This is a genomic window from Catenibacterium sp. CAG:290 (assembly GCF_000437715.1).
Taxonomy (GTDB): domain Bacteria; phylum Bacillota_I; class Bacilli_A; order Erysipelotrichales; family Coprobacillaceae; genus Catenibacterium; species Catenibacterium mitsuoka_A.
Genome location: NZ_FR898772.1, coordinates 20,902 through 46,874 on the forward strand (window position 1 = coordinate 20,902; position 25,973 = coordinate 46,874).

General features: G+C 33.4%; 33 protein-coding genes. 27 read left to right on the top strand and 6 right to left on the bottom strand.

The features are described 5' to 3' along the window. Positions 1-6: 6 nt before the first annotated feature. The 10 genes from glmM to QVO42_RS01700 all read left to right on the top strand — a co-directional run bounded on the left by glmM (position 7) and on the right by QVO42_RS01700 (position 8,091). On the top strand, positions 7-1,353 hold the full coding sequence (glmM, locus tag QVO42_RS01655; RefSeq protein WP_022424454.1) for a phosphoglucosamine mutase: 1,347 nt from the start codon (positions 7-9) through the stop codon (positions 1,351-1,353). Positions 1,354-1,429: 76 nt separating this feature from the next. Then, entirely contained in the window at positions 1,430-2,083 is a 654-nt protein-coding gene (locus QVO42_RS01660) for a response regulator transcription factor (RefSeq protein WP_022424455.1), read from the top strand. Beyond that, positions 2,083-3,396 carry a sensor histidine kinase gene (locus tag QVO42_RS01665; protein ID WP_022424456.1) on the top strand — a complete coding sequence of 438 codons (1,314 nt, stop codon included), beginning with the start codon at positions 2,083-2,085 and terminating at the stop codon, positions 3,394-3,396. Before QVO42_RS01660 ends, QVO42_RS01665 begins: the two co-directional genes overlap by 1 nt. A 44-nt stretch (positions 3,397-3,440) precedes the next feature. Next, on the top strand, positions 3,441-4,556 hold the full coding sequence (locus tag QVO42_RS01670) for an aldo/keto reductase (protein ID WP_022424457.1): 1,116 nt from the start codon (positions 3,441-3,443) through the stop codon (positions 4,554-4,556). Positions 4,557-4,561: 5 nt separating this feature from the next. Continuing rightward, positions 4,562-4,984, top strand: coding sequence for a hypothetical protein (locus QVO42_RS01675; protein ID WP_022424458.1), 423 nt, complete (start codon positions 4,562-4,564; stop codon positions 4,982-4,984). A 112-nt stretch (positions 4,985-5,096) separates the two neighbouring features. Next, complete coding sequence (locus QVO42_RS01680; protein WP_022424459.1) at positions 5,097-5,321, top strand: hypothetical protein; 225 nt, start codon at positions 5,097-5,099, stop codon at positions 5,319-5,321. Next, positions 5,302-6,006, top strand: coding sequence for a purine-nucleoside phosphorylase (deoD, locus tag QVO42_RS01685; protein WP_022424460.1), 705 nt, complete (start codon positions 5,302-5,304; stop codon positions 6,004-6,006). Before QVO42_RS01680 ends, deoD begins: the two co-directional genes overlap by 20 nt. Continuing rightward, entirely contained in the window at positions 6,006-6,617 is a 612-nt protein-coding gene (locus QVO42_RS01690) for an HAD-IB family hydrolase (protein ID WP_022424461.1), read from the top strand. The genes deoD and QVO42_RS01690 overlap by 1 nt, the downstream gene beginning before the upstream one ends. 90 nt (positions 6,618-6,707) lie before the next feature. Further along, positions 6,708-7,784, top strand: coding sequence for an alanine racemase (alr, locus tag QVO42_RS01695; protein ID WP_022424462.1), 1,077 nt, complete (start codon positions 6,708-6,710; stop codon positions 7,782-7,784). Further along, the gene (locus tag QVO42_RS01700; protein ID WP_022424463.1) at positions 7,774-8,091 is read left to right on the top strand and encodes a hypothetical protein; all 318 of its coding nucleotides are present in this window, start codon (positions 7,774-7,776) and stop codon (positions 8,089-8,091) included. Before alr ends, QVO42_RS01700 begins: the two co-directional genes overlap by 11 nt. A 12-nt stretch (positions 8,092-8,103) precedes the next feature. Here the strand turns inward: QVO42_RS01700 and QVO42_RS01705 are convergent, their stop codons facing one another. Next, the gene (locus tag QVO42_RS01705; RefSeq protein WP_022424464.1) at positions 8,104-8,712 is read right to left on the bottom strand and encodes a recombinase family protein; all 609 of its coding nucleotides are present in this window, start codon (positions 8,710-8,712) and stop codon (positions 8,104-8,106) included. A 104-nt stretch (positions 8,713-8,816) separates the two neighbouring features. Next, positions 8,817-9,239 (bottom strand): hypothetical protein, encoded by a 423-nt coding sequence (locus QVO42_RS01710; RefSeq protein WP_022424465.1) that lies wholly within the window; start codon positions 9,237-9,239, stop codon positions 8,817-8,819. A gap of 117 nt (positions 9,240-9,356) precedes the next feature. On the opposite strand from QVO42_RS01710, the gene QVO42_RS01715 reads away from it, so the two are divergent. Then, entirely contained in the window at positions 9,357-9,731 is a 375-nt protein-coding gene (locus QVO42_RS01715) for a RidA family protein (protein WP_022424466.1), read from the top strand. Positions 9,732-9,827: 96 nt separating this feature from the next. After that, positions 9,828-10,670 carry an undecaprenyl-diphosphate phosphatase gene (locus tag QVO42_RS01720; RefSeq protein WP_022424467.1) on the top strand — a complete coding sequence of 281 codons (843 nt, stop codon included), beginning with the start codon at positions 9,828-9,830 and terminating at the stop codon, positions 10,668-10,670. A gap of 25 nt (positions 10,671-10,695) precedes the next feature. Here QVO42_RS01720 and trpS read toward each other — a convergent pair whose 3' ends face one another. Beyond that, positions 10,696-11,697: a tryptophan--tRNA ligase gene (gene trpS, locus QVO42_RS01725; protein ID WP_022424468.1), complete on the bottom strand. Its 1,002-nt coding sequence runs from the start codon at positions 11,695-11,697 to the stop codon at positions 10,696-10,698. Between the two features lie 296 nt (positions 11,698-11,993). On the opposite strand from trpS, the gene spx reads away from it, so the two are divergent. Then, the gene (gene spx, locus QVO42_RS01730; RefSeq protein WP_022424469.1) at positions 11,994-12,446 is read left to right on the top strand and encodes a transcriptional regulator Spx; all 453 of its coding nucleotides are present in this window, start codon (positions 11,994-11,996) and stop codon (positions 12,444-12,446) included. Here the strand turns inward: spx and QVO42_RS01735 are convergent. Beyond that, a complete protein-coding gene (locus tag QVO42_RS01735) occupies positions 12,441-13,007 on the bottom strand; it encodes a CYTH domain-containing protein (RefSeq protein ID WP_022424470.1) in 567 nt (188 codons plus the stop codon). The two genes, spx and QVO42_RS01735, sit on opposite strands and share 6 nt — an antisense overlap. Before the next feature lie 107 nt (positions 13,008-13,114). Between QVO42_RS01735 and QVO42_RS01740 the strand changes: the two genes are divergently transcribed. From QVO42_RS01740 to QVO42_RS01755, 4 genes are read left to right on the top strand one after another with little or no spacing between them, the layout of a single operon-like run. Next, on the top strand, positions 13,115-13,882 hold the full coding sequence (locus QVO42_RS01740) for an NAD kinase (protein ID WP_022424471.1): 768 nt from the start codon (positions 13,115-13,117) through the stop codon (positions 13,880-13,882). After that, positions 13,879-14,727, top strand: a complete 849-nt coding sequence (locus QVO42_RS01745) for an RluA family pseudouridine synthase (protein WP_022424472.1) — start codon at positions 13,879-13,881, stop codon at positions 14,725-14,727. The genes QVO42_RS01740 and QVO42_RS01745 overlap by 4 nt, the downstream gene beginning before the upstream one ends. Then, positions 14,699-15,160, top strand: coding sequence for a hypothetical protein (locus QVO42_RS01750; RefSeq protein ID WP_022424473.1), 462 nt, complete (start codon positions 14,699-14,701; stop codon positions 15,158-15,160). Before QVO42_RS01745 ends, QVO42_RS01750 begins: the two co-directional genes overlap by 29 nt. A 2-nt stretch (positions 15,161-15,162) precedes the next feature. Further along, positions 15,163-15,294, top strand: coding sequence for a hypothetical protein (locus QVO42_RS01755; protein ID WP_022424474.1), 132 nt, complete (start codon positions 15,163-15,165; stop codon positions 15,292-15,294). A 35-nt stretch (positions 15,295-15,329) separates the two neighbouring features. Here QVO42_RS01755 and QVO42_RS01760 read toward each other — a convergent pair whose 3' ends face one another. Next, positions 15,330-16,532 carry an FtsW/RodA/SpoVE family cell cycle protein gene (locus QVO42_RS01760; RefSeq protein WP_022424475.1) on the bottom strand — a complete coding sequence of 401 codons (1,203 nt, stop codon included), beginning with the start codon at positions 16,530-16,532 and terminating at the stop codon, positions 15,330-15,332. Between the two features lie 89 nt (positions 16,533-16,621). Here QVO42_RS01760 and QVO42_RS01765 point away from each other — a divergent pair, with 89 nt between their 5' ends. From QVO42_RS01765 to QVO42_RS01800, 8 genes are all read left to right on the top strand, one after another. Next, positions 16,622-16,957: a PTS sugar transporter subunit IIB gene (locus tag QVO42_RS01765; protein WP_022424476.1), complete on the top strand. Its 336-nt coding sequence runs from the start codon at positions 16,622-16,624 to the stop codon at positions 16,955-16,957. Between the two features lie 11 nt (positions 16,958-16,968). Next, complete coding sequence (locus QVO42_RS01770) at positions 16,969-17,337, top strand: VOC family protein (RefSeq protein WP_022424477.1); 369 nt, start codon at positions 16,969-16,971, stop codon at positions 17,335-17,337. 318 nt (positions 17,338-17,655) lie between these two features. Continuing rightward, positions 17,656-19,917 carry a formate C-acetyltransferase gene (gene pflB / locus QVO42_RS01775; protein WP_022424478.1) on the top strand — a complete coding sequence of 754 codons (2,262 nt, stop codon included), beginning with the start codon at positions 17,656-17,658 and terminating at the stop codon, positions 19,915-19,917. A 51-nt stretch (positions 19,918-19,968) separates the two neighbouring features. Further along, on the top strand, positions 19,969-20,703 hold the full coding sequence (gene pflA / locus QVO42_RS01780) for a pyruvate formate-lyase-activating protein (protein ID WP_022424479.1): 735 nt from the start codon (positions 19,969-19,971) through the stop codon (positions 20,701-20,703). Between the two features lie 36 nt (positions 20,704-20,739). Next, positions 20,740-20,997: a hypothetical protein gene (locus tag QVO42_RS01785; protein ID WP_022424480.1), complete on the top strand. Its 258-nt coding sequence runs from the start codon at positions 20,740-20,742 to the stop codon at positions 20,995-20,997. A gap of 87 nt (positions 20,998-21,084) precedes the next feature. Then, entirely contained in the window at positions 21,085-21,969 is an 885-nt protein-coding gene (locus QVO42_RS01790; protein ID WP_022424481.1) for an ROK family protein, read from the top strand. A 40-nt stretch (positions 21,970-22,009) separates the two neighbouring features. After that, positions 22,010-23,209 (top strand): L-serine ammonia-lyase, iron-sulfur-dependent, subunit alpha, encoded by a 1,200-nt coding sequence (locus tag QVO42_RS01795; protein ID WP_022424482.1) that lies wholly within the window; start codon positions 22,010-22,012, stop codon positions 23,207-23,209. 40 nt (positions 23,210-23,249) lie between these two features. Beyond that, positions 23,250-24,542, top strand: coding sequence for an MATE family efflux transporter (locus QVO42_RS01800; RefSeq protein WP_022424483.1), 1,293 nt, complete (start codon positions 23,250-23,252; stop codon positions 24,540-24,542). A 7-nt stretch (positions 24,543-24,549) separates the two neighbouring features. Here the strand turns inward: QVO42_RS01800 and QVO42_RS01805 are convergent, their stop codons facing one another. Then, complete coding sequence (locus QVO42_RS01805; protein ID WP_288163567.1) at positions 24,550-24,855, bottom strand: hypothetical protein; 306 nt, start codon at positions 24,853-24,855, stop codon at positions 24,550-24,552. A 174-nt stretch (positions 24,856-25,029) separates the two neighbouring features. Between QVO42_RS01805 and QVO42_RS01810 the strand changes: the two genes are divergently transcribed. Together QVO42_RS01810 and QVO42_RS01815 are read left to right on the top strand one after the other, a co-directional pair. After that, positions 25,030-25,437 (top strand): hypothetical protein, encoded by a 408-nt coding sequence (locus QVO42_RS01810; protein WP_022424484.1) that lies wholly within the window; start codon positions 25,030-25,032, stop codon positions 25,435-25,437. A 156-nt stretch (positions 25,438-25,593) separates the two neighbouring features. Beyond that, on the top strand, positions 25,594-25,905 hold the full coding sequence (locus QVO42_RS01815; protein WP_022424485.1) for a transcriptional regulator: 312 nt from the start codon (positions 25,594-25,596) through the stop codon (positions 25,903-25,905). Positions 25,906-25,973: the final 68 nt, after the last annotated feature.

Below are 25,973 nucleotides of genomic sequence, written 5' to 3' on the forward strand. Positions count from 1 at the left end.
AAAAAAATGGGTAAATATTTCGGAACAGATGGTTTTAGAGGAGAAGCAAATAAGACTTTAACAGTAGAACATGCTTTTAAAGTAGGTCGTTATTTAGGTTGGTATTATAACCGTAACCATAAAGCAAAAATCGTTATTGGTAAGGATACAAGACGTTCAAGCTATATGTTTGAATATGCATTAGTTGCAGGTTTAACTGCAAGTGGTGCAGATGCATATCTTCTTCATGTCACTACAACTCCTTCAGTATCTTACATTGTAAGAACTGATGGATTTGATTGTGGTATTATGATTTCTGCATCACACAACCCTTATTATGATAACGGTATTAAGTTAATCAATGATAAGGGTCAGAAGTTTGATGCTGAAGTAGAAAAGCAGATTGAAATGTATATTGATGGTTTAACTGATGAACTACCATATGCAACTAAGGATGAAATTGGTCGCGCATTAGATTATTCTATGGGTAGAAATAGATATATTGGTTACTTAATGAGTATTCCTAAACGTGCATTTAGAAATGTTCGTGTTGGTTTAGATTGTGCGAATGGTGCTTCATCTAATATCGCAAAAGCAGTATTTGATGCATTAGGAGCTGAAACATATGTTATCAATGATCATCCAGATGGAGTAAACATCAATACTGATTGTGGTTCTACACATATGGAAGCATTACAGAACTTTGTACGTGAAAAAGGTTTAGATATTGGTTTCGCATTTGATGGTGATGCTGATAGATGTTTAGCTGTAGATGAATTTGGTAGAGTTGTAGATGGTGACTTAATTCTTTATGTATGTGGTCAGGAATTAAAGAAAAACAATGAATTAGCGAATAACACAATCGTTACTACAATCATGAGTAATATTGGTCTTTATAAGGCTTTAGATAAGATTGGTATTGGTTATGCAAAGACTGCTGTTGGTGATAAGTATATATATGAAAACATGGTGACTAATGGTAACGTTATTGGTGGAGAACAGTCTGGTCATATTATCTTCTCTAAACATGCAACAACTGGTGATGGTATCTTAACATCATTAAAGATTCTTGAAACATGTATTGAAAATAAAAAGACATTAGCTCAGTTAACTGAACCAGTAACTATTTATCCACAGTTATTAATCAATGTACGTGTAAGTGATAAAGCTACAGTATTAAATGATGAAGATATTAAGAAAGCAATTGAAGAAGTGACAGAAACATTAGGTGATGATGGTCGTATTTTAGTAAGAGAATCTGGTACAGAACCATTAATTCGTGTCATGGTTGAAGCACAGACAGATGAAATTTGTCATGAGAATGTACTTAAGGTAGTAAATCTTATTAAAGAAAAAGGCTATGCCGTTAAATAATCACATAATCTAACAAAATATTGCCACTTTCGTGGCAATATTTTCACTTTATAATGAAATATGGGAGGTGAGTCTCTTGAAATACAAAATTAATATTATTGATGATGAGAAACACTTGAATGATATAGTAAGAACATATTTAGAAAAAGAAGGATATGAATGTACTTCTTTCTATACTTATGATGAAGCTTTAATGCATTGTGATGATGATGTACATTTATGGTTAGTAGATATTATGCTTGATAAGAATAGTGGATTTGATTTGTTGACAGCTATTAAATCAAAGCGTCCTGATATGCCTATTGTCTTTATGTCTGCAAGAGACCAGGACTTTGACCGAATTATTGGTTTAGAAAAGGGCTGTGATGAATATATCACAAAACCATTTAATATGAAGGAAGTGATTCTTCGTATTCATAACGTTTTAAAGCGTGTCTATAAAGATACTGAAATGATTGATATTGATGGTTATATGGTGGATGAATCTAAACGTAAAGTATTAGAAAATGACCATGAAATAGATCTGACTACTAAAGAATATGAATTGCTTCTTTATTTTATGAAAAATAAAGGTATTGCGATTTCTCGTGAACAGGTCTTAACACGTGTCTGGGATGAAAACTATTTTGGTAGTGACCGTGTTGTAGATGATACTTTAAGACGTTTAAGAAAGAAGATGCCAAATATCAATATTAAGACAATCTATGGTTTTGGCTATAGACTAGACTAATGTTTAAATCTTTTTCTTTATTAAAACAGCTTCTTGTAGTAATACTTGGTTTAGCTATCATGTTAGTGGCTGTTGTAATGCCTATTGTAGATTCTAATGTGCATGATATTATTGATGATCAGATGTATGAAAAGCTAGAGACATCACAAAGAGATTCTGTAGAATATGACTTTATGCCTTCTAACAACAAAGAGAAGGCAATCTATACAATTGTTTATGATCCTACAGAAAATGCTTTTACATTTAGTAATCTTCATGGAGATGCCACTACATTGACATTACTATATAACTATTTATTTGGACGCGATTTAGAGAAGATTGTGAATAGTAGAAGACATAATACTATAGAAAGTAAAGGAACTTATGCAAGAGAAACTTATTATTATCGTATTATGAAGGTGGATAATGAGTATTTGATTTCTATTATGTCTAATTCTTATTCAGATAAGCTGATCACAGATATTCGTAATCGTATTATTTATATTCTTTATGCAGTACTCACTATTTTCGCATTAGTACTCGTCTTATGGGTTATTTCTCTTATTCGTCCTTTAAAGAAGATTAAGACTTATGTAGATTCTATTGCGAATCGTGAAGAAGCGACTCTAGTCATGGATCGACAAGATGAAATAGGTGTTGTAGGAAATGCGATTGTCACAATGAAGGATGAACTCATGAAGCAGGAAAAAGTCAAAGAAGAAATGATTCATAATATTTCTCATGACTTAAAAACACCTATTGCACTTATTAAGACATATGGACAGAGTGTCAAGGATGATATCTACCCATATGGTGATAAGGACAGTTCTATGGATATTATCCTAGAAAATGCAGATCGTTTAGAACATAAAGTAAAATCCTTACTCTATTTAAATAGATTAGATTACTTAAGTGCTGAAGAAAGTGAATTAAAACCTTTCCCTATCAAAGACTTAATTGAACATATCGTCATGCAGATGGAAGCAATGCAGCATATCCATATAGAAACAGATTTAGATGATGTGGCTTTTATTGGTAATGAAGAACATTGGCGTGTTGCGATAGAAAACATTATTGATAATGCATCACGTTATATGAAATCTGTTATTAAGATTACTTTAAAAGAAGATACACTTATTATCTATAATGATGGTGATCCTATAGATGAAGATAAGAAAGAAGATCTTTTTAACCCTTATGTAAAAGGAGTAAAGGGTCAATTTGGTTTAGGTTTATCCATTGTATCTAAGATTGCAGATATGTATGGCTATGATATTCATGCTGAAAATAAAGATATAGGTGTTGCATTTATATTTACGAAAAGAGCTTCCTAGTTGGGAAGCTTTTTGTGATAGAATAGAGTAAAGGAGTTGAGAACATGACTTATTTTGGAGAACATACACCAAAGCTTGGTTTTGGTATGATGCGTCTACCACGCACTCATGGACAAATTGATATTGAAGAAACAAAGAAGATGGTAGATGCCTTTATGGATGCTGGACTGACTTATTTTGATACAGCTTATGTTTATGAAGGATTAGAAGAAGCAACTAGAAAGGTACTTGTAGAATGTTATCCTCGTGATTCTTATACTTTGGCTTCTAAAATCAATGCAAAAATGATGTGTCATGATGAAGAAAGCTGTCAGGCACAATTAAAGGTCAGCTTAGAGAGAACTGGGGCAGGATATTTTGATTATTATCTTCTACATGCATTATCTGATGCCAATGTGGCTTTATATGATCAATATCATATATGGGACTTTGTGAAGGATGCAAAAGCAAAGGGACTTATTAAACATTATGGTTTCTCCTTCCATGGAACACCACAATTATTAGATGAATTACTCACTAAGCATCCTGATGTAGAATTTGTACAATTACAATTAAACTATGCAGACTGGGAAAACCCAGCTATTACATCACGTGCCAATTATGAAATTGCGAGAAAACATCAGAAATCTATTGTTGTAATGGAACCTATTAAGGGTGGTACACTTGCCTCACCACCTGAATCAGTCAGAGAAATACTACATAATGCGAATCCTGATATGTCTATTGCATCATGGGCTGTACGTTATGTCGCGTCACTAGATGGTATTATTACAGTACTTAGTGGAATGAGTACAATGGAACAGGTACTAGATAATATTTCTTATATGAAAGATTTTAAACCGTTAAGTGAAGAAGAACAAAATACGATTAAGAAAGCACAAAAGGCATTAGATGCCATTGAATCTATTCCATGTACTGCATGTCGTTATTGTACACCAGGATGCCCTATGGGTATTGAAATCCCTGATATCTTCAAGGCAATGAACTGGTATAAGATTTATGGCATGAAGGATAAAGCAAAGAATCGCTATGAAGGCATTATAGAAAAGAGTGCGAAAGCATCTGTTTGTATAGGTTGTGGTCAATGTGAGGGTGTTTGTCCACAGCAGTTACCTATTATGGAATATTTAAAAGAATGTGCTGATGTATTAGAGGAGTGATGTGATTGAAAAAATGGATTTTATTTTTATTAAGTTTATTACTGATGACTGGATGTACACAAAAAAAGGTTGAATTACCTCATCCTGTCACTATTGAATTTTATTCAGTTAAGACATGTTCTGAATGTATCGCTTTTAAGAAAAATGCGATACCTTATTTAAAAAAACGTTATAAGAATATTACAATCAAGATGTATGATATGGATGATACAAAAACAACAGACCATTATAATCAAGCAATTAATTCTTTAAAGGATTTTGATGATGAATATTATGGTTTAGGTCCATTTATTTATGTAAAAGGTTATTTTGCCTTACTAGGATATGAAACAGATGATGAAGAAATACTTGCGAAAGATATTGAACGTGTCACAAATGGAAAGAAACCTACTCAAGATTTTAATAATCGTAGGTTTACTGTTAAGTAGTACATCATGTAAAAAGAATATATATTCTGTAAAAGTCTATGGACTTAAGTCCTGTGGAAATTGTAGAATATTAATAGATGATTTCAAGGATGATGAGAACATCCATCTGCATATGATTGATATTGATACACATATTTTAGCCTATAAGAAAGATATCGCATTATACGATGGTTTGAGTGATAACCAGGCTCCTGTCATAATGACAGAGTCATTTGCGAAAGCAGGTTATTCTAGTGAAGAATATAAGGTACTCAAAAAAGCAATCATATCAGGTAAGAAACCAAATCTAAAAAATTATTATAAAAGGAGATTGAATTATGGCAACACCACACAATGAAGCAAAAAAAGGTGATATCGCAAAAACGGTCTTAATGCCAGGAGACCCATTACGTGCAAAATATCTGGCAGAAACATATTTAGAAGATGTTGTACAGTTCAACGCTGTAAGAAATATGTTTGGTTATACAGGAACTTATAAAGGAAAGAAGATTTCTATTATGGGTTCAGGAATGGGTATGCCTTCTATTGGTATCTATTCTTATGAATTATTTACACAATATGATGTAGAAAACATCATTCGTATTGGTAGTGCAGGTTCTATGCAGAAGAATGTACATATTAGAGATGTGATTATTGCTCAGGGATCATGTACAGACTCTAACTTTGCTCATCAATATGAATTACCAGGTACTTTCTCAGCTATTTCTTCTTATTCATTATTAGAAAAAGCTGTTACACTCGCAAAAGAAAAGAAGATCAACTACCATGTAGGTAATGTTTTAGCATCTGATATTTTCTATCATGCAGATACAACTTCTGTAGAAAAATGGTCTAGAATGGGTGTTCTTGCAGTAGAAATGGAATCTTACGCATTATTTGCGACAGCTGCTTATTTAGGTAAGAACGCTCTCACATTACTTACAATCTCTGATTCTTTAGTAAATGATGAACCAGAAACTACTGCCCAAGAAAGAGAAAAGACATTTACTGCAATGATGGAAGTCGCATTGGAGATTGCTTAATGAAACAGAAGTGTGCATTTTTTGATTTTGATTATACAATAGCTCATGGTGATTCTATTAGGAAGCTATTGTCTTATACTTTAAAGAAGTATCCTTTATCAGTATTCCGATTTCTTCCACTTATTCCATATGGAATTGGCTATGTATTACATATCTGTTCTATGGAATCAATGAAATCATGGGTTCATTTCCCTTTAGATTTACTCACTGAAGAAGAAATCAAAGACTGTTATGAAAAGGATATCGTACCTACATATTATCCTCATATGGTTGAAGAGATGAAGAAGAGACAGGAAGAAGGATGTTTAGTATTCCTAGTCACTGCCAGTGCTGAAGCTTATATGCGCTTTAATACACTTCCTTGTGATGAGTTAATGGGTACAAAGACACAAATAAAGAATGGACATTATACATCTCGTATTATTGGTGAGAACTGTAAAGGTAAAGCAAAGGTGACTAGAATCAATCAGTATATGAAAGAACATGATTTAGAAATAGATTATGATCATTCTTATGGTTATTCTGATTCTGATTCTGATCTTCCAATGTTGGAATTATGCCGTTACCGTTATCGTGTCGATAGAAAAGATGGCCACTTATCAGACTTTTAAGCAGCACGTGAGTGCTGCTTTTTCAAACAGTTCTTGAAAAGTATAAATCTCTAGTTTATACTTTTTACGTAAGGAAAAGAGGAATATAAAATGACACGTTATCGTGATACGTATGCAAAAGTACGTTTAGATTATATTAAAGAAAATGTAGAAACATTATATAAAAAAACTAAAAAGCCTATGGTGGCTATCATTAAAGCAAATGCGTATGGACATGGCTATAAAGAAGTTGCTTCTGTTTTAAAGGATGAATCTATTATTCAGATGTTTGCAGTAGCTACTTTAAAAGAAGCTGTAGACTTAAGAGATTTAGGTGTAAAACAAGATATTCTAGTATTAGGTGCAATACCACTAGAAGACTTAGATATTGCGATTAAGAAGAATATCAGCCTTGCTTTATTCTCTTTTGATTACTTAAATAAGATTAATGAAATGCATCACTATGATGCTCCTGTTAAGGTTCATTTAAGTATTGATTCAGGTATGAACAGAATTGGTTTTAAGACAGAAAAAGAATTTGAAAAGGCTATGGAAATGATAGATTCTTCTAAGATTGATGTAGAAGGTATCTTTACTCATTTTGCGACAGCAGATGATTTCTCTCAGGATGATGAATATGAAAAACAGTTGGCTTTATTTAAATCTATTGTAGGTAATAACCGTTTTAAATATATTCATTGTGATAACTCAGCTGCTATGATGTTCCATCATTCAGACTATGGTAATTTGACACGTATTGGTATTGCGATGTATGGTGTAGATCCACGTGGTGAAGAGAATAGTGATTTAAAACAAGCTATGAGTCTTTATACAAAAGTTGCAATGGTTAAAGTTGTACCTAAAGGTGAAAAGATTGGTTATGGTATGACTTATACAGCTGATGAGAATCAATATATTGCAACTTTACCAATTGGTTATGCAGATGGATTTACACGCGCTAATCAGGGTAGAGAAGTCTATATTAATGGTCATTACTATCCTGTAGTAGGAAGAGTATGTATGGATCAGTGTATGGTGAAGGTAGATGAAAATGTAAAACCTGGGGATGATGTAGAAATCTTTGGAGAACATATCTCACTTGCGAAAATGGCTAAAGAAATCAATACAATCCCTTATGAAATCATCTGTCTCATTTCACCAAGAGTGGAGAGAATATATGAAAAATAGAAATCAATATGCGAAAACAATTAGAAGAATAGAAATAGGTTCTAACTTCTTATTAATTATTGGTATACTAGTCAGTTTCTTTATGTCATGGGGTTTACCTGGAACTATTGGGACTGTTGTGCTTTATATCTTACTTATGGCTTATAATTTTACTTTAATGAAAAGATGTCGTTGTGACTCATGTGGTCATGTTGATATTTTTACAAAGTCTAGAAGTTTTGTGACTGGTGTAGAAAATAGATGTCCTAATTGTAACCACAAGTTAAAAAATGATGTACCACTTAATGAAATAGAATTCAAGAAGTAAAAAGATGTCAGCTTAACGGCTGACATCTTTATTATTATATCTTTTTGCAAGTCTCTGGAATGTCGTATGACTTATTTCCAGCATCCTTCCTGCTTCTCTTAAACTAATTAAATTATTCTCCCAAAGCTGATAAATAGAATCAAAATTCTCTGGAATATCCATGACTGGTCTACCAAACTTCACACCTTTTTCTTTAGCGATTCTGATACCTTCAGCTTGTCTTTGTCTAATATTTTCTCTTTCTATCTGGGCAACATAGGACAATATCTGTAATACAAGATCTGCAATAAACTTTCCTGTTAAGCCATTGATCTTATTTTTTGTATCAAGAAGTGGAAAATCTAATACACTCACATCTACATCCTTATCTTTTGTTAGTATTCTCCATTGTTCAATAATTTCATCATAATTTCTACCAAGTCGATCGATAGACTTAATATACACTTCATCACCTGCCTTCAGCTTTCTTAACATCTTCTTATAATTCTTACGTTCAAAATCCTTACCTGACTGCTTATCAATAAACATCTTACTCTTATCAATACCAGCCTCTTTCATTGCTTCTACCTGTCTATCAATATTCTGGTCTTTAGTAGAAACTCTAATATAAGCATATTTCATATCCATACCTCCATTAATTATGGAGATTATACAAAATATGAGCTTTATATATATATTAATAAAAAATTTTACAAGTAAAAAGATTGCCTTTCGGGCAATCTCTTTTATAGGTTTGCATTTATAAAATCTTTGAAATAGTAGTACTGTAGAGCACCTGGATACTTTGCAGTCACTTTACCTTTTTTAATAATAAATGTACAAGGTGTAGAGATATTGACATTTAATTTCTTAGTAAGGTAATTAGAAGACTTTCCTTTTGTATCAACATAATAAATTTTATTTTTTCTATTCTTTGTCTGGTAAGTAGTCATTACTTCCTGGAAAGACTTCATAGTACTATCAGAACTATCACCTGCAACAAGAATGAAACTATCCTTGTTTTCAATCTTCTGTTCAAACTTAGTGCTTGATAAAGTTGTATATGTTGCATATGTTGCCTGACGATAAATAAATAATCCAAGGAATACAACAAGTACTAATCCAAAAACACTGATTTCACGTGCAAATTTCTTGATAAAATCTTTCATAATTCTTGTACGCCTCCGTTTAAATATTGTAGCAAATTCTACCCTTTATGACAACATCTTATTGTTTCACTTTACTGTATAACAATGGTATAATAGGACCATTAGGAGGATGTACAAATGACTAAAGTAGTAAAAACAGACAAAGCACCAGGTGCTATTGGACCATATAGCCAAGGAATCGATATTGGTAATATGATCTTCTTTTCAGGACAAATTCCATTAGATCCTGAAACAGGCGTGATGCCAGAAGGTATCGAAGCACAGACTAGACGTGCATTAGATAATGTAAAAGGTTTACTTGAAAGTCAGAATCTTACATTCAAGAATGTTGTGAAAACAACTGTATTCTTAGATAATATTGATGATTTTGCAACTATGAATGGTATCTATGCTGAATACTTTGAAGAACCTTATCCAGCAAGAAGTGCTGTAGAAGTTGCTAAACTTCCTAAAGGTGCTTTATTAGAAGTTGAAGTCGTTGCAGTAAAATAGACTTTCTCATCCGAGAAAGTCTTTTTTTATGCTTAAAACCTTGAAAATAATGAGAATTGTGCCATAATCAAAAAGACAATAAAAAAGGAGATTATTATGTTACTCTATTTAAAAACTATTTTGTTTGGTATTGTAGAAGGTATCACTGAGTGGTTACCTATCAGTAGTACTGGACATATGATTTTATTAAATGAATTTGTGAAATTAGATGTTTCTAAAGATTTCTATTCTATGTTCCAGGTTGTAATTCAGTTAGGTGCTATTCTTGCAGTAGTAGTTATCTATTGGAATCAGATCTGGCCATTTAAGAAGAATACAAATCCAATGGTAAAAGGTTTCTTTAAATATGTAGATAGAGATATCTTTGATTTATGGCTTAAGATCATCTTTGCATGTATCCCAGCTGCAGTAGTAGGATTATTATTTGATGATGTATTTGAAGCATTGTTCTATAATCCACCTTGTGTTGCTCTAGCATTAATTATCTTTGGTATTGGATTTATCGTAATTGAAAATAGAAATGCATCACTAAGACCTAAGATTAACTCTTTAAAAGCTATCAATGGTAAAACTGCTTTCTTAATTGGTATGTTCCAGTTAATTGCAGCTATTTTCCCAGGTACATCTCGTTCTGGTGCGACAATCCTTGGTGGATTAATGTTAGGTGTTAGCCGTACAGTTGCTGCAGAATTTACATTCTTCTTAGCTATTCCTGTTATGTTTGGCGCAAGCTTATTAAAACTAGTTAAGTTTGGTCTTGCATTTACAGCTTCACAGCTTGCAGTATTAGGTCTTGGTATGCTTGTCGCATTTGTATCATCAATTTTAATTATCAAGTTCTTAATGAGCTATATCAAGAAGCATGACTTCAAGGTATTTGGATGGTATAGAATTGTATTAGGACTATTAGTACTTGCATATTTCTTTATCATTAAATAAAAAAACAATGGCGCGAGCCATTGTTTTATTTTTTCTTGATTGTGATACCAATTTTTCTTTCTACTTTTGCAAGTTTCTTTCTTGCAATTCTTCTTGCTTTTTCTGCTCCTGCTTCAAGAACATTATCAAGATAATCACCGTCTAGGATTTCATTGTAACGGTCCTGAATTCTTTGAAGTTCATTACCAACAACTTCTGCAAGATCCTTCTTGAAATCTCCATAACCTTTACCTTCATACATTGTTTCAAGTTCTTCAATAGTCTTACCTGAAATAATAGAATAGATTTCAAGTAGGTTAGAAATACCAGGCTTATTTTCTGGGTCAAACTTCACATGTGAATCACTATCAGTCACTGCAGATAAGATCTTCTTCTTAGATACATTAATTGGATCTAATACATAAATACATCCTTTACCATTAGGTGATGACTTACTCATCTTCTTAGTAGGATCCTGTAAGTCCATAATACGTCCACCTACTTTAGGAATGATAGGTTCAGGAAGCTTGAAAGTATCACTATAACGGCTATTAAAACGTTCTGCTACATTTCTAGCAAGCTCTACATGCTGTTTCTGGTCTTCTCCTACAGGTACATAATCAGGATCATACATTAAGATGTCCGCATTCATTAAAGAAGGGTAGTTGAAGATACCAGCGCCAATATGTCCGCCTTTTTCTTCTGCTTCAAGTTTCTTTGATTTATATTGAGTCATACGTGATAATTCACCCATAGAAACCATGCATCCTAAATACCATCCAAGCTGAGCATGTTCTAAGACATCACTCTGTAGGAATAAAGTCACCTGTTCAGGATCTAATCCAGCTGCAATATATAATGCGATTAAATCTTTTGTATTTTTTCTTAAATCCTTAGGTTCCTGGTAAATAGTCATTGAATGAAGATTAGCGACAAAGATAATCATTTCATATTCATTCTGGAACTGTACAAATGGCTTAATAGCGCCAATGTAGTTACCTAAAGTAACACGTCCTGTAGGTTTAATACCACTTAACATTCTTTTCATAATTACATCCTCCTAAATAAAAAAGGCACGTCCAAAGGACGTGCCACCAATGTGTATTTGTGCTGGTAACGACAGCAGACGTTTCTAACTCATGCTAGAAAAGCTCCCAGAACCCAATTCATTTAGTATCTATGACTCATTTCCACCATCCATGAGCTCTCTATCCATAGTATAAAAAACTACTTATTTCTGTTCATTGCTTCCTTCATTATAATACAAAATTATGTGAATGCAACCAATAAACATATACAACCTACGAAAATGATGTATAATAAACAAAAGAAAGAGGTGAAATCATGATTAGAATCTACACCGCACCAAGTTGTGCATCATGCAGAAAAGTCAAAGCATGGCTCAAAGAACATGATATTCCTTATGTAGAAAAGAATATCTTTTCTACAATACTAAGAGAAGATGAACTACGTGAACTATTAGAACGTAGCGAGAATGGTACGGATGATATCATTTCTAAACGTTCTAAGATCATCAAAGAGAATAAAGTAGACATTGAAGATATGTCTACCAATGAATTAATTCATTTTATTCAGAAGAATCCATCTATCTTAAAACGTCCTATTATGATTGATGAAAGACGTTTCCAGGTAGGGTATAATGCGGAAGAAATTCGCGCATTTATTCCAAGAGAATTAAGAAAGCTGGCAGAGTGTCAGAAGTTTGACAATTGTCCACAATTCAGTGCATCTACACTTGTGGAAGACTATCATCACAATAAAAAAGCAGGCTTATAGGCCTGCTTTTAATGTGCTTAGAACTCTCGCAATCTTACTTGCACAGTTTCCTTTATACTGTAGATGATATGTTTGACATAATTCTTCAAATTGTTTAAGTCCTTTTTCTTCATCATTCACTTCAAATTCTAATTCATAATCAGTGATTCCGTTATAATGATTTTCATCAAGAGATAACATACCTGAATCAAAAGGAACATCTCTTCTAATAGTAGTCAAAGAATAAGCCTGTTTAATAAGACTTAAATTAAATCCCTTATTACTTAATAAACGAGTAATCTCATTATCAGGTATTTCACCCTTTTGAATCATTTCTAAATCTTCTTTAGTAATTTCTAGATTATGTTCTAGACGACCATTCTTTTCAGGAATCTTTAAAGTCATCTCATAATAGCCTTCTTTTTCTCTTATACGAAGACTATAGCGTAAAGCACTTAATTCAATACTTGTAAGATAATAGTTTGTTTGACTATAAGTATGCCCTTCGAAGTCATTCATCAATTGATTGAATAGAGTTTCACTTAATAACATCTTATATTCTATTTCAAGATTTTTTTCCATAATTTCTCCTCATTTTCTCAAATTATATACTTGAGAGTTAAACCCGTCAATACAAGTCATATTGCGTAAAAAGGTAATAGAAAGTATAATAATATCGGTGATAAAAAATGAAAAGATATGCAATTGTGTCAAAAAAAGATGATGTATCCCGTCATCTTGCAGTTTTAATTAAAGATGAACTCAAAGAACTGATTTATGATGAAGAACATCCAGATATAGTGATTTCTGTAGGTGGAGATGGAACTATGATTTATTCTATTCATCGTTATGAACATGTTTTAAATGATGTCTCATTTGTAGGAATCCATACAGGAACACTTGGGTTCTTTACAGACTATTTAAAGGATGAATATAAACAACTTGTAAAAGATATTCTTACAAAAGAACCTGAAATCTTTGATCGACATCTCTTGCGTATTTCTTATAATGGAGAAATCTTTCATGCTTTAAATGAAATGCGTATAGAGAATAGTCATCGTTCACAGGTTATAGATATGTATGTAAATGATGAACATATGGAAACATTTAGAGGAAACGGACTTTGTGTCAGTACTCCTTCAGGGTCTACTGCATTAAATAAATCATTAGGTGGGGCAGTGATTAATCCTAGCTTAAGACTGATGCAGGTGACGGAAATAGCTGGTATTCATCATAATGCTTATCGTTCTTTAGGCAGTCCTCTTATTTTAGGAGATGAGGATGTAGTGCGCTTTGAGACAGATTTTAACGAGAATGCGGTTTTAGGTATTGATACAGATATTTTTGAATTAAAGGATCATGATGTCATAGAAGCACGTTTATCTAAACGTGTGGCTCATTTCTGTGATTATCGTCATGTATCATTTGTGAAGAGATTGAGGAAATCATATCTATGATCTTGCAGTTTGAAATAGATGAACAGCACAAAGATATGCGTTTAGATGAATTTTTCTATTTACATGGCATTTCTAAGAAACTAGTCAAAGATTCTAGAAATCATGGAGAGATATTAGTGAATGGAGAAAAGCAGTATTTGTGTTATAAGACAGTAACAGGGGATAGTGTGGCCATTGTTTTTCCTAAAGAAACAAGTAATGTGATTCCTGTAGATATTCCCTTAAAAGTTGTATATGAAGATGATTATTTGATGATCATTGATAAACAGCCTAATCTTGCCTGTATCCCTGTTAAGAAGTATTTAACAGAATCATTAGGGAATGCGATTATGTATTATTATCAAGTAAATCATATTGAGAGTGCAATTCACTTAGTAAATAGACTTGATAAAGAAACATCAGGGCTCATGATGATTGCGAAAAGCCGTTATGTTCATGATGCTTTTTCTCATGATATCAAACAGGTGAAACGTGTATATCATGCACTTGTAAAAGGTAATCCAGGACAAGGAACTGTCAATGCGCCTATTGACCATGCAGAAGGTCATGGGACTAAAAGAGAAGTAAAAGAAGGCGGTAAAGAAGCAATCACCCATTACCGTACTATTAAAACAACTAAAGACTATTCTTTAGTAGAATGTAAGCTAGAAACAGGACGTACGCATCAGATACGTGTTCATATGGCTTATTTAGGATGTCCATTAGTAGGAGATCCACTTTATGGTGAAGGAGAAGGGTTTTATCTAGATAGTGTAGAAATAGCCTTTAAACATCCTATCACACAACAATGTATGACTTTAAAGAAGGTGTTCAACGATGTACGAATTAAAAAAATTAAATCTTAAGCAGTCAGAAAAATATATGACTTATAAATGTAATGAATATGGAAAGCACTATAAGAAGTTCTCTAGAATTATTCCTGTAGTTGTGATTATCACATTAGTGGCTGCTTTTCTTGTCCCAACTCAATCTAAAGTAATCTATGCCCTTGGGGTGGCTATTACTGCTGGCTTATTCTTTATGGTTTATAGCTATTATAAACAGATGGTGAACTTAAAAGAGGTACCTACAGTACCTTGTGAATATGTGGTTACACCAGTGAAGTATAATGAGAGAGTACAGCTTAAGACGACTAAGGGGGATAATCTCTTATTTGCTTTTGTAGAAAAGAGCCGTTCTATTTATAAGAATGAAAAAGAAGCACTTATTGTCTATGTACCTGAAACAGGACATATTTATGGTGAGCATGTAGCTTTACTTAAAGATATTAAGGGATAGTTATGGAACAATTAGCTTATATGCATGAATTTGAAAATGATGCGATAAGAAAAGCAAATCTCATTAAAGCAGGAAAAAGAAAAGTATATTCAGAAGAAGAATTTTTGGAACTTTTAGAAAAAGAAGGATTGTGAAAAAAAACGGCATACCTCATGAGAGGTATGTCGTTTTAGTATTGTTTATGTTTTACATCACGAAGCTTATTCTGATAATCAATATCAATAATAATACCCATTGCGAACATATATGAAAGTAATGAAGATCCTCCATAAGACAGCATTGGTAAAGTAATACCAGTAATAGGAAGTAATCCAAGAATCATTCCAATATTCCATATTTGCTGGAAGATGAGACATCCAAATGTCCCCATGATAAATGTCTTATCACGAATATTATCACTCTTTAAGCCGATATTTAAGATAGCGATATCAAATGCTGCAATTGCAAGTAAAGTGAAGAATGCACCTACATAACCAAAATCAGTCGCAATAACTGAGAAGATAAAGTCTGTCTGTCCTTCAGGGAAGACCTTGACAACAGCTCTAAAGCCATGTCCAAACCATCCTGCAGTTCCATAAGATAACTGAGCATACCATGACTGTAACCCTTGGTTACCAGTTGTTCCTTCAGGATCTAGCCAGCCATAAATACGGTCTAGTTTATGCCCTGAGATGATAGATGTAAAGACTCCGTTCTGGTAGATGAATAAATAAGCCATTCCTAGTACACCTACTACTGCAATCACTAAAATAAATAGGAACCAGTTTCCATTCATACCACTTGATAATAATACAAAGAAAACAGCTGCCATAATAATCATCATAACCCCTGAGTCATTCTGTAAATAAATAAGAATAGCTGGTGGTAAAGAAATCTTCATGACTTGAATAATATACAGGATTTCACTATCAGTTGTCTTGACTAAGATACGATCATTATATTCCTGTGTAATTTTTGCAAGATACATAACCATGATGATCTTCATGAATTCAGAAGGCTGAAAACTAAAGCCTGGGATGTTATACCAGGAAGTTGCACCATTAGTAAACTTTGCGAGTGGGACAATATGAATGTGTAGTAGTTTTGTATAGACAAAATGATCCACGGCAAGTCCAATAAGTAATACAATAAAAACCATATATAATGTTTTGATATGAGCATAAAGGGTATCCTGACCTATTTTATAGATAATATAACTTAAAGCACCACCTAATACATAATAAAGCCCTTGTTTAAGCCATAGCATGTAAGGATTCGCAATGTTAGTCATAATTGGTGCAGCACTTGCAACCGCAAAACAACTGATGGCACCAAGCAATATAATTAAGGCAATAAGAGGATATTTCTTGAGTGTTTCTTCAAGGTTTTCCATGCGTGCCCTCCTTTTTTCTTTTTACTTTTTTCATTCTTATAGTATACTATATTTTAAAGATACTTCAATAAAAAAGGAGTGTGCGTAAAGTGTCTAAAAATATGATGATTGGGATTATTGCAGCAATCGTAGTTGTACTCGTAATTGTTGTGATGATGACTCGTAAAAAGAAAACAAGTAAAGAACAATGTCCGATTGATGCAGATCTATTAATTAAGGCGTTAGGTGGTAAAGACAACATTACTGCTTTAGAAGCATCACCTTCTAAATTAAAGGCGACTTTAAAGCAGGATAAGGATCTTGATATTGAAACAATTAAAACACTAGGGGCTAGTGGTATTGTGGCAGGTCATTTAACACTTACTATGATCTTTGGTAAAGCATCAAGCATTATCTGTGAAACTGTATTAGAAAAAATTAAATAAGGGGTTTTGTTATGAAATTTAAAATGGTACATGAAAACTATAACGTTAAGGATCTAGATGCTTCTCTTAAATTCTATGAAGAAGCATTAGGCTTAACTGAAAGAAGACGTAAGGTGAGTGAAGATGGAAGCTTCATTATTGTATATGTTGGTAATGAAACAACTCCATTTGAATTAGAACTCACATGGCTTAAAGATCATCCACAGGCTTATGATATTGGAGAAGAAGAATTCCATTTAGCTTTTCATGTAGATGATTATGAAGGGGCACATGCATTACATGAAAAGATGGAATGTATCTGTTTTGAAAATCCTTCAATGGGCATCTATTTTATCCAGGATCCAGATGGATACTGGCTTGAAATCATACCTGAAAAATAGTCTAGGAAATGCATACTGCATTTCCTTTTTTTGTGAAAAAATAATTAAAAAATATTTTTAAATAAGAAAAAAGTTACTAATGTAAGCGCATTATTCCTAAAACAACAAATATAATATTACTAATTTCGGAAAATAAAACAAACTTATTAGAAAAATTTTTATCACGAGGTAAAAAATGTTATACGTTTACAGAAAACGCATACAAAAATGTAAGCAAATCCATAGACAAACATTTTGAATAATGGTATATTGAAATCGCTGAAAAGGATGCGTAACAAAATTCAGTGGTTTTTTATACTTTAAGGAGGAATTGTTACAATGGATACAAATCGTTTTGCTGATGCGTGGGCTGGCTTCAAAGGCCGTTTATGGAAAGAAGAAGTAAATACTAGAGACTTCATTCAGAATAACTACAAACCATATGATGGCGATGAATCATTCTTAGCTGAACCTACAGAAGCAACTAATAAATTATGGGGCAGATTACAGGAACTTCAGGCAGAAGAAAGAGCTAAAGGCGGAGTTCTTGATATGGAAACTGAAGTAGTTTCTGGTTTAACTGCTTATGGACCTGGTTATATTGATGAAAGCATGAAGGACTTAGAAACTGTTGTTGGTTTACAGACAGATAAGCCTTTAAAGAGAGCATTCATGCCTTATGGTGGTATCCGTATGGCTGAACAGGCTTGCGAAACTTATGGTTACACACCAAGCCCAGAATTACACAAGATCTTTACTGAATATCACAAGACTCATAACCAGGGTGTATTTGATGTTTACACTCCTGAAATTATGAAAGCACGTCATAATAAAATCATCACTGGTCTTCCAGATACTTATGGTCGTGGACGTATTGTTGGTGACTACAGAAGAGTTGCTTTATACGGTATCGATGCATTAATCGAATGGAAGAAAGAAGACTTTGCTAACTGCGGTAGCGGATCAATGACTGAAGACGTCATCAGAAAGAGAGAAGAAATTGCTGAACAGGTAAGAGCTCTTAACAATATGAAGAAGATGGCTGAAGCTTATGGTTATGATATTTCTAAACCAGCTACTAACGCTCGTGAAGCATTCCAGTGGTTATACTTTGGTTATTTAGCAGCTATCAAGACTCAGAATGGTGCAGCTATGTCAGTTGGACGTATCTCTACATTCCTTGATATCTATATTGAAAGAGATTTAGCTAACGGTACATTAACTGAAAGCGAAGCTCAGGAATTAGTTGACCATATCGTTATGAAATTCCGTATGGTTAAGTTCGCACGTATCCCATCATACAATGCATTATTCTCTGGTGACCCAGTATGGGCTACTCTTGAGGTTGCAGGTTTAGGTACTGACGGACGTTCAATGGTTACAAAGAATGACTACCGTTTCTTACATACATTAGAAGATATGGGTCCTTCTCCAGAACCAAACTTAACAGTTCTATATACAGAAGCATTACCAGAAAACTTCAAGAAGTATGCTGCTAAGATCTCTATCGATACTTCATCAATTCAGTATGAAAATGATGATGTTATGAGACCTGTATGGGGCGATGACTATTCAATCTGCTGCTGTGTATCAGCTACTCAGACTGGTAAAGAAATGCAGTTCTTCGGTGCAAGAGCTAACTTAGCTAAGTGCTTAACTTACGCTATCAATGGTGGTGTCGATGAAAAGACTAAACAGCAGGTAGGTCCTGAATATAGAGGAATTACTTCTGAATATCTTGATTACGATGAAGTTATCAAGAAATATGATAACATGATGGGCTGGTTAGCAGACTTATATGTAAATACATTAAACTTAATCCAGTACATGCATGATAAATACTACTATGAAGCAGCAGAAATGGCATTAATCGATACTGATGTTCGTAGAACATTCGCTACTGGTATTGCTGGTTTCTCACATGTAGTAGACTCATTAAGCGCAATTAAATATGCTAAGGTTAAGACTATCAGAGATGAAGATGGTATCGTAGTTGATTACGAAGTTGAAGGTGACTTCCCTCGTTATGGTAACGATGATGACAGAGCTGACAACATCGCAGTTTGGTTATTACATACATTCTTAGAAAAGATCAAACAGCATCATACATATAGAAATTCTGAACCAACTACTTCAATCTTAACAATCACTTCTAACGTAGTTTATGGTAAGGCTACAGGTTCATTACCTGATGGACGTAAAGCTGGTGAACCATTATCTCCAGGTGCTAACCCAGCATATGGTGCAGAAAAGAACGGTTTACTTGCTTCATTAAACTCAGTTGCTAAGTTACCTTACGAATGGGCATTAGATGGTATCTCAAATACTCAGACAATTGCTCCAAGTGCTTTAGGTCATGACGAAGCTGAAAGAGCTGATAAGTTAGTAACAGTTATGGATGGTTACTTCAGACAGGGTGCTCATCACTTAAACGTTAACGTATTCGGTAAAGAAAAGTTAATCGATGCAATGGAACATCCAGAAAAACCAGAATATGCAAACTTCACAATCCGTGTATCTGGTTATGCAGTTAAGTTCATTGACTTAACTAGAGAACAGCAGTTAGATGTAATTGCTAGAACTTGTCACGATCATATGTAATAATTAAAACAGTCTCTTATGAGACTGTTTTTTATAGAGGAGGAGAATGTGATGAACGCTCGTGTACATTCCGTTGAAACATTTGGTCTTGTAGATGGACCAGGTGTACGTTTTATCTTATTTCTACATGGATGTCCTTTTAGATGTCAGTTCTGTCATAACCCAGATACATGGGCAAGTCAGAAGTTTGAAGAATGGACACCACAGCAGGCATTAGACCGTGCCTTACGTTTTGAACCTTATTGGGGTAAAGATGGAGGTATTACTGTATCTGGTGGTGAACCACTTGTACAGATTGATTTCTTATTAGAATTCTTTAAACTTGCTAAAGCTGCAGGAATCAATACATGTATTGATACAAGTGGTGCATGCTTTACAAGAGAAGAGCCTTTCTTCTCTAAGTTTGAGGAATTAATGAAATATACTGATTTATTGATGGTTGATATTAAAGAAATCAATGATGAAAGACACCAGGTATTAACAGGTGCTTCAAACAAGCGTGTTCTTGATATGATTCAATATTTGAATGATATCAATAAGCCTATCTGGATTAGACATGTACTTGTTCCTGAAAGAAGTGATTATGATGAAGATCTTCATGCATTGGCTGATTATATTGATACTTTAAGTAATGTGAAAAAGGTAGAAGTTCTTCCTTACCATACTCTTGGTGTATATAAGTGGAAGGAACTTAACTTAGAATATCAGCTAGAAGGAATTGATCCACCTACAAATGAACGTGTAGAAAACGCAAATAAGATTCTACATACAGATAAATATAAATAAGTATGATATAATGTCTCCTAGAAGGAGGCATTTTTCATGGATGAATTGCTTTTTGATGAAAATTATATAGTATTCTTACAGAATCAGAGTTTGGATACATTATGCAGCCTTTATTATGAGGTACACAATCAATTAATGGATATTATTCATACTCATAAAGGGGAAGAAGACTATAAAATAATTACCGCAAAACGTGCAATGATTGAAGGTACAATCATGTCAAAAGTGATGCAGGAACATGGTTATTCTTTGGATCAATATGCATATTATAAAAATGATAAGATGGTTGCTTAAAAAATGTAAGAGTATTCAAATGTCCGTTTACTTTTAGGAGTAAATAATTTAAAATATTAATAATTACTATTATGGAGGTAAAGGATAATGAAATTAGGTACTATTGAAGGTGGAGGAACAAAGTTCGTCGTTGGTGTTGGTGATGAGAATGGTAACATTTTTGAAAGAGAATCTTTCCCAACTACAACACCAGAAGAAACAATGAAGAAAACAATTGAATTCTTCAAGGATAAGGGTGTAGAAGCTATTGGTTTTGGATCATTTGGCCCAATTGATCCAGATAAGACAAGTCCTACTTATGGAAGTGTCACTACTACTCCTAAACCAGGATGGTCTAATCATAATGTCGTAAAGGATTTAGAAGAAGCATTCCCAGGTGTTCCTGTAGGATTTGATACTGATGTAAACAGTGCATGCTTAGGTGAAGTAGAATTTGGTGCTGCTAAAGGATTAAATAGCGCATTATACTTGACTATTGGTACAGGTGTAGGTGGAGGTGCTGTTGTAGAAGGTAATCTTGTACACGGCTTACTACATCCAGAAATGGGTCATATGAAATTGATCACTCGCCCAGAAGATACTTATAAAGGTAAATGTCCATATCATGGAACATGTTTTGAAGGTTTAGCAGCTGGACCAGCTATTGAAGAACGCTGGGGTAAGAGCGCTAAAGAATTACCTGTTGATCATCCAGCATGGGATTTAGAAGCTTATTATATTGCTCAGGCTTTATGTATTTATATTCTTACAATTTCACCTAAGAAGATTATTTTAGGTGGAGGTGTTATGCACCAGAAACAGTTATTCCCAATGATTCATAAATACGTTCAGGAAATGTTGAACGGCTATGTTGCAAAAGAAGAAATTACAACAGATAAGATCAAGGATTATATTGTTTATCCAGGACTTGCAGATAATGCAGGATTTTGTGGTGGATTAGCACTTGCTAAACAGGCATTAAAGAATAAATAAAAAGCAGGCATAGCCTGCTTTTTTTTAAGGAGGATAATACATGCAATCACTTAGAGAACTTTATAAAATAGGAATTGGTCCTTCCTCATCTCATACTTATGGACCGATGAAGATCGCTGAAAGAATTAAATCACTTTATCCAGATATGGAAAAGGTACATGTTGATCTGTATGGTTCTTTATCTTTAACTGGTAAAGGACATTTAACGGATAAAATCATGCAGAAGACATTTGCGCCTGTACCATGTGATTTCTCTTTTAAGAGCGGTGAATTACCTTACCATCCTAATGGGATGTTAGTTACAGTATATTGTGGTGGAGAAGCATTAAAACCTATTGAAGCTTATTCTATTGGTGGAGGAGAAATTTACTTTAAGGGAGACTTAGAAGAGGAGAAGGTAGAAATCTATCCTCATCATACAATGCGTGAAGTCATTGATTATTGTGAAAATGAAGGATTATCACTTTATGATTATGTCTTACGTTTTGAAGATGAAAACTTTAAAGAATATTTATTTGAAGTTCTTGAAGCAATGTTTATCTGCGTAGAAAATGGGTTACATACACAGGGAATATTACAAGGCAGTCTACAATTAAAAAGAGTAGCCGGTTCTATGTATCAACAGGCTTTAAATACACATCATGAAATGGCTCAGGAACGTTTATTTATTGCTAGCTATGCTTATGCAGTTTCTGAAGAAAATGCAGATGGTCATATGATTGTTACTGCACCAACATGTGGTGCAAGTGGTGTACTACCAGCTATTCTCTATTATGCACATCATCAGATGGGCTTAAAAAAGAGAGACTTAGTCAAAGCACTTGCGATTGGAGGATTATATGGTAATACAGTTAAATATAATGCGACTATTGCTGGTGCAGATGGAGGATGTCAGGCAGAAGTAGGAACAGCTTGTGCGATGGCAAGTGCCTCTATGGCCTGGATCAATGAGTTAAATAATAGTCTCGTTGATTATGCAGCAGAAATGGGATTGGAACATAACTTGGGATTAACATGTGACCCAGTAGGTGGTTATGTACAGATTCCTTGTATTGAAAGAAATGCCTTGGCTGCATTACGTGCTTATGATGCGGCTATGCTTGCAGGGCAGTTAGGTTATGTACGTAAGAATAAAGTACCTTTCGATACAGTTGTAAGAGTTATGAAAGAAACAGGCAAAGACTTGAATGTTGCTTATAAAGAAACATCTCTAGGAGGTCTCGCAAAAGAATTGAAATAGTGATTTCACTATTTCTTTTTTTATAAAGGGGGGGGAATCTATGAAACAAAGATTTATTAAATATATATGTTTAAGCATATTGGGAGAAATGGCTATATCGTTTTATATACTTGCTGATACATTCTTTATTGCCCAGGGAATAGGCGATAAAGGACTCACTGCATTGAATCTTGCGATACCTGTATTTAATTTTATTTACGGGATAGGGCTTATGTTAGGAATAGGATCTGGTATTAGATTATCTATTTTAAAAATAGATCACAAGCATGATGAAATCAATCAGGTGTTTGATCATACAGTGCTTTTAGGACTTGTAATAGGCGCACTTTTCATGATTACAGGAGTATTATACAGTCCTTCTCTTGCAAGAATGCTAGGAGCCAATGATGCCGTATTACAAGATACAGTAATTTATTTAAGAACTATTATGATATTTACACCTGCCTTCATCTTCAATAATGCGCTCAATGCATTAGTAAGAAATGATAACAATCCAGCTCTTGCGACAACAGCTATGATTGTAGCTTCACTGATGAATGTCATACTTGACTATGTATTTATATTCTTATGTCATATGGGTATGTTTGGAGCCGTTTTTGCGACTTGTCTTGCACCTTTGATTGGCTTAAGTATTCTCTCTTTACACTTCATTAAAAAGAAGAATACATTCCATCCCGTTCATCTTTGTTTTCAATTCTCTATGATTAAAAGAATTATTAAACTAGGCTTTCCTTCTATGTTGATAGAGATATCAAGTGGTTTGGTTGTTCTTCTTTTTAATACACTTATATTAAAGATTACAGGTAATATAGGTGTTGCTGCTTATGGTGTTGTATGTAATATATGGCTTGTATGTATTGCGATATTTAATGGTCTTGCAAATGGTATGCAGCCTCTTACAAGTGAATCCTATGGTTCTCATGATACAAAGAATCTTATTATGTTAAGAAGAATGACTCTTACTATCTCTTTATTAATATCTTTCATAATTTACTTAACAGTCTTCACAAATGCCTCTATGATCACTTCTCTATTTAATAAGACAAACAATCCAACATTATATAAACTAGCAATAGAAGGCTTTAAAATCATGTTTATTGGCTTATTCTTTGCAGGGGTAAACATTGTCTTAACTACATACTTTACTTCAATAGAAAGCGCTAAAATAGCTTCTACACTTATTCTATTGCGTGGTGTAGTACTTATCGTACCTGCATCTATTATTCTTTCACAATTAGGTATGAAAGGAATCTGGGCTTCATTACCACTATCTGAAATCATGACTACATGTGTAGGACTTACATATCTCAAACTTAAAAGAGCGATTGACTAAATCGCTCTTAAATTCTTTTTCTTAATATTATATAGAGTATGATTGAAAGAAGAGGAATAAGAAGATACATTCCCACTATGATGAACATATTAGAAAGAGTACTAAAGGCTTTTGTCTGTTCATACAACATCATAGACATCGATATTGTGCTGTAGTGCATCACAAATATACCAATGACTTCTGCACCTATAAGCAGATAAAATAATTTAGACATCTTTGCCTTTATTAATAGGAATGTAAGGAATAATGATACAATCAATAATGGTAGAAGCTTAAGAAATAAGCTGCTATAAAGAGTTTGAGAAACATTCATAATATTCACCTGCACTTTCGTTTATGTTTTTCCTCTATAATTATTATATGAATTATTTAAGAAGGAGTAAACATATATCACTATTTAGAAAAAAGTCTATTTATATGCAGAAGTTACAGGAGTCTTGTAACTTACATTAAAATAGATTAAAATACATATAAAAGGGGAATCACTATGAAAGATACGACTAAATCAATTATCTATGGGGCAACTCCTATAGCACTTTATATCATACAAACTTCATCAACAGAATATGTACAGAAGTTCCAGCATGCACTCACATTACTTACACAGGATCAGAATTATTCTACTGCTATCTCTTTTTCCATTATCTCAAATATCTTAATTGCGATATGTTTTATTCTCATGTTTGTGATGGCAACCAAGAATAATGTCACTAAACTCATTAGTGCTGTTTATGCTGTAGTAGGTCTATTCCTTCTCTTTGACCAATATACTGCCACTATTCAGAATCATCTTTATACAAATGTGATTACACAATTCACATATAATAATATTTCTTTGATTGTGATAACGACAGTAATTATGATTTATAATCTCTATAACCTTCTAAAAAAATAGAAATCATTGATGATTTCTATTTTTTTATTGCCCATAGCCTTTAAATTTATTGATATAAATTATATAATAATTATATATGGTGAAAAATATACTAAACAACTAGGAATTAATGCATGTTGGTAATGCTGATTCTATTGATGCTAGGGAGGAAATCTAATGGAAAACGTTATGAACAATACATCAAAGGTATTTGAATCGCACATAAGAATTCAAATGATTGCCAGTTTAAGTGTTGAAGATCTCACTTATAAACAGATGAAAGAGATTCTAGGTTGTACAGACGGGAATATGACAACACATACTAAAAAGCTAATTCAAGAAGGATTTATGGAAGTGAGAAAGGAATTTGTAAATAACAGACCACAGACAACTTATCATTTGACTGATGAAGGTAGAACACAGTTTGAAGAGTATGTAGCTTTATTGAATAAATTAGTAGAAGAGGGAAAAAATGCACAGAAAGTCTGATTTTTATCAGATTTTCTTTTTTTTCTTTTTGGATAGTATATAATAAAGTTGTAGTGATAAGTAGTAAA

Bases quoted from the DNA above. Each gene is read 5' to 3' on its own strand.
- QVO42_RS01750 (WP_022424473.1), top strand. From the start codon at position 14,699: ATGTACGAATTAAAAAAATTAAATCTTAAGCAGTCAGAAAAATATATG.
- deoD (WP_022424460.1), top strand. From the start codon at position 5,302: ATGGCAACACCACACAATGAAGCAAAAAAAGGTGATATCGCAAAAACG.
- QVO42_RS01680 (WP_022424459.1), top strand. From the start codon at position 5,097: ATGATTGATATTGATACACATATTTTAGCCTATAAGAAAGATATCGCA.
- QVO42_RS01745 (WP_022424472.1), top strand. From the start codon at position 13,879: ATGATCTTGCAGTTTGAAATAGATGAACAGCACAAAGATATGCGTTTA.
- QVO42_RS01790 (WP_022424481.1), top strand. From the start codon at position 21,085: ATGAAATTAGGTACTATTGAAGGTGGAGGAACAAAGTTCGTCGTTGGT.
- QVO42_RS01690 (WP_022424461.1), top strand. From the start codon at position 6,006: ATGAAACAGAAGTGTGCATTTTTTGATTTTGATTATACAATAGCTCAT.
- QVO42_RS01670 (WP_022424457.1), top strand. From the start codon at position 3,441: ATGACTTATTTTGGAGAACATACACCAAAGCTTGGTTTTGGTATGATG.
- QVO42_RS01740 (WP_022424471.1), top strand. From the start codon at position 13,115: ATGAAAAGATATGCAATTGTGTCAAAAAAAGATGATGTATCCCGTCAT.
- QVO42_RS01815 (WP_022424485.1), top strand. From the start codon at position 25,594: ATGGAAAACGTTATGAACAATACATCAAAGGTATTTGAATCGCACATA.
- QVO42_RS01735 (WP_022424470.1), bottom strand. From the start codon at position 13,007: ATGGAAAAAAATCTTGAAATAGAATATAAGATGTTATTAAGTGAAACT.
- QVO42_RS01715 (WP_022424466.1), top strand. From the start codon at position 9,357: ATGACTAAAGTAGTAAAAACAGACAAAGCACCAGGTGCTATTGGACCA.
- QVO42_RS01810 (WP_022424484.1), top strand. From the start codon at position 25,030: ATGAAAGATACGACTAAATCAATTATCTATGGGGCAACTCCTATAGCA.
- QVO42_RS01785 (WP_022424480.1), top strand. From the start codon at position 20,740: ATGGATGAATTGCTTTTTGATGAAAATTATATAGTATTCTTACAGAAT.
- QVO42_RS01770 (WP_022424477.1), top strand. From the start codon at position 16,969: ATGAAATTTAAAATGGTACATGAAAACTATAACGTTAAGGATCTAGAT.
- QVO42_RS01705 (WP_022424464.1), bottom strand. From the start codon at position 8,712: ATGAAATATGCTTATATTAGAGTTTCTACTAAAGACCAGAATATTGAT.
- QVO42_RS01720 (WP_022424467.1), top strand. From the start codon at position 9,828: ATGTTACTCTATTTAAAAACTATTTTGTTTGGTATTGTAGAAGGTATC.
- QVO42_RS01665 (WP_022424456.1), top strand. From the start codon at position 2,083: ATGTTTAAATCTTTTTCTTTATTAAAACAGCTTCTTGTAGTAATACTT.
- spx (WP_022424469.1), top strand. From the start codon at position 11,994: ATGATTAGAATCTACACCGCACCAAGTTGTGCATCATGCAGAAAAGTC.
- QVO42_RS01755 (WP_022424474.1), top strand. From the start codon at position 15,163: ATGGAACAATTAGCTTATATGCATGAATTTGAAAATGATGCGATAAGA.
- QVO42_RS01795 (WP_022424482.1), top strand. From the start codon at position 22,010: ATGCAATCACTTAGAGAACTTTATAAAATAGGAATTGGTCCTTCCTCA.
- QVO42_RS01710 (WP_022424465.1), bottom strand. From the start codon at position 9,239: ATGAAAGATTTTATCAAGAAATTTGCACGTGAAATCAGTGTTTTTGGA.
- glmM (WP_022424454.1), top strand. From the start codon at position 7: ATGGGTAAATATTTCGGAACAGATGGTTTTAGAGGAGAAGCAAATAAG.
- pflB (WP_022424478.1), top strand. From the start codon at position 17,656: ATGGATACAAATCGTTTTGCTGATGCGTGGGCTGGCTTCAAAGGCCGT.
- QVO42_RS01700 (WP_022424463.1), top strand. From the start codon at position 7,774: ATGAAAAATAGAAATCAATATGCGAAAACAATTAGAAGAATAGAAATA.
- pflA (WP_022424479.1), top strand. From the start codon at position 19,969: ATGAACGCTCGTGTACATTCCGTTGAAACATTTGGTCTTGTAGATGGA.
- trpS (WP_022424468.1), bottom strand. From the start codon at position 11,697: ATGAAAAGAATGTTAAGTGGTATTAAACCTACAGGACGTGTTACTTTA.
- QVO42_RS01800 (WP_022424483.1), top strand. From the start codon at position 23,250: ATGAAACAAAGATTTATTAAATATATATGTTTAAGCATATTGGGAGAA.
- QVO42_RS01805 (WP_288163567.1), bottom strand. From the start codon at position 24,855: ATGAATGTTTCTCAAACTCTTTATAGCAGCTTATTTCTTAAGCTTCTA.
- alr (WP_022424462.1), top strand. From the start codon at position 6,708: ATGACACGTTATCGTGATACGTATGCAAAAGTACGTTTAGATTATATT.
- QVO42_RS01760 (WP_022424475.1), bottom strand. From the start codon at position 16,532: ATGGAAAACCTTGAAGAAACACTCAAGAAATATCCTCTTATTGCCTTA.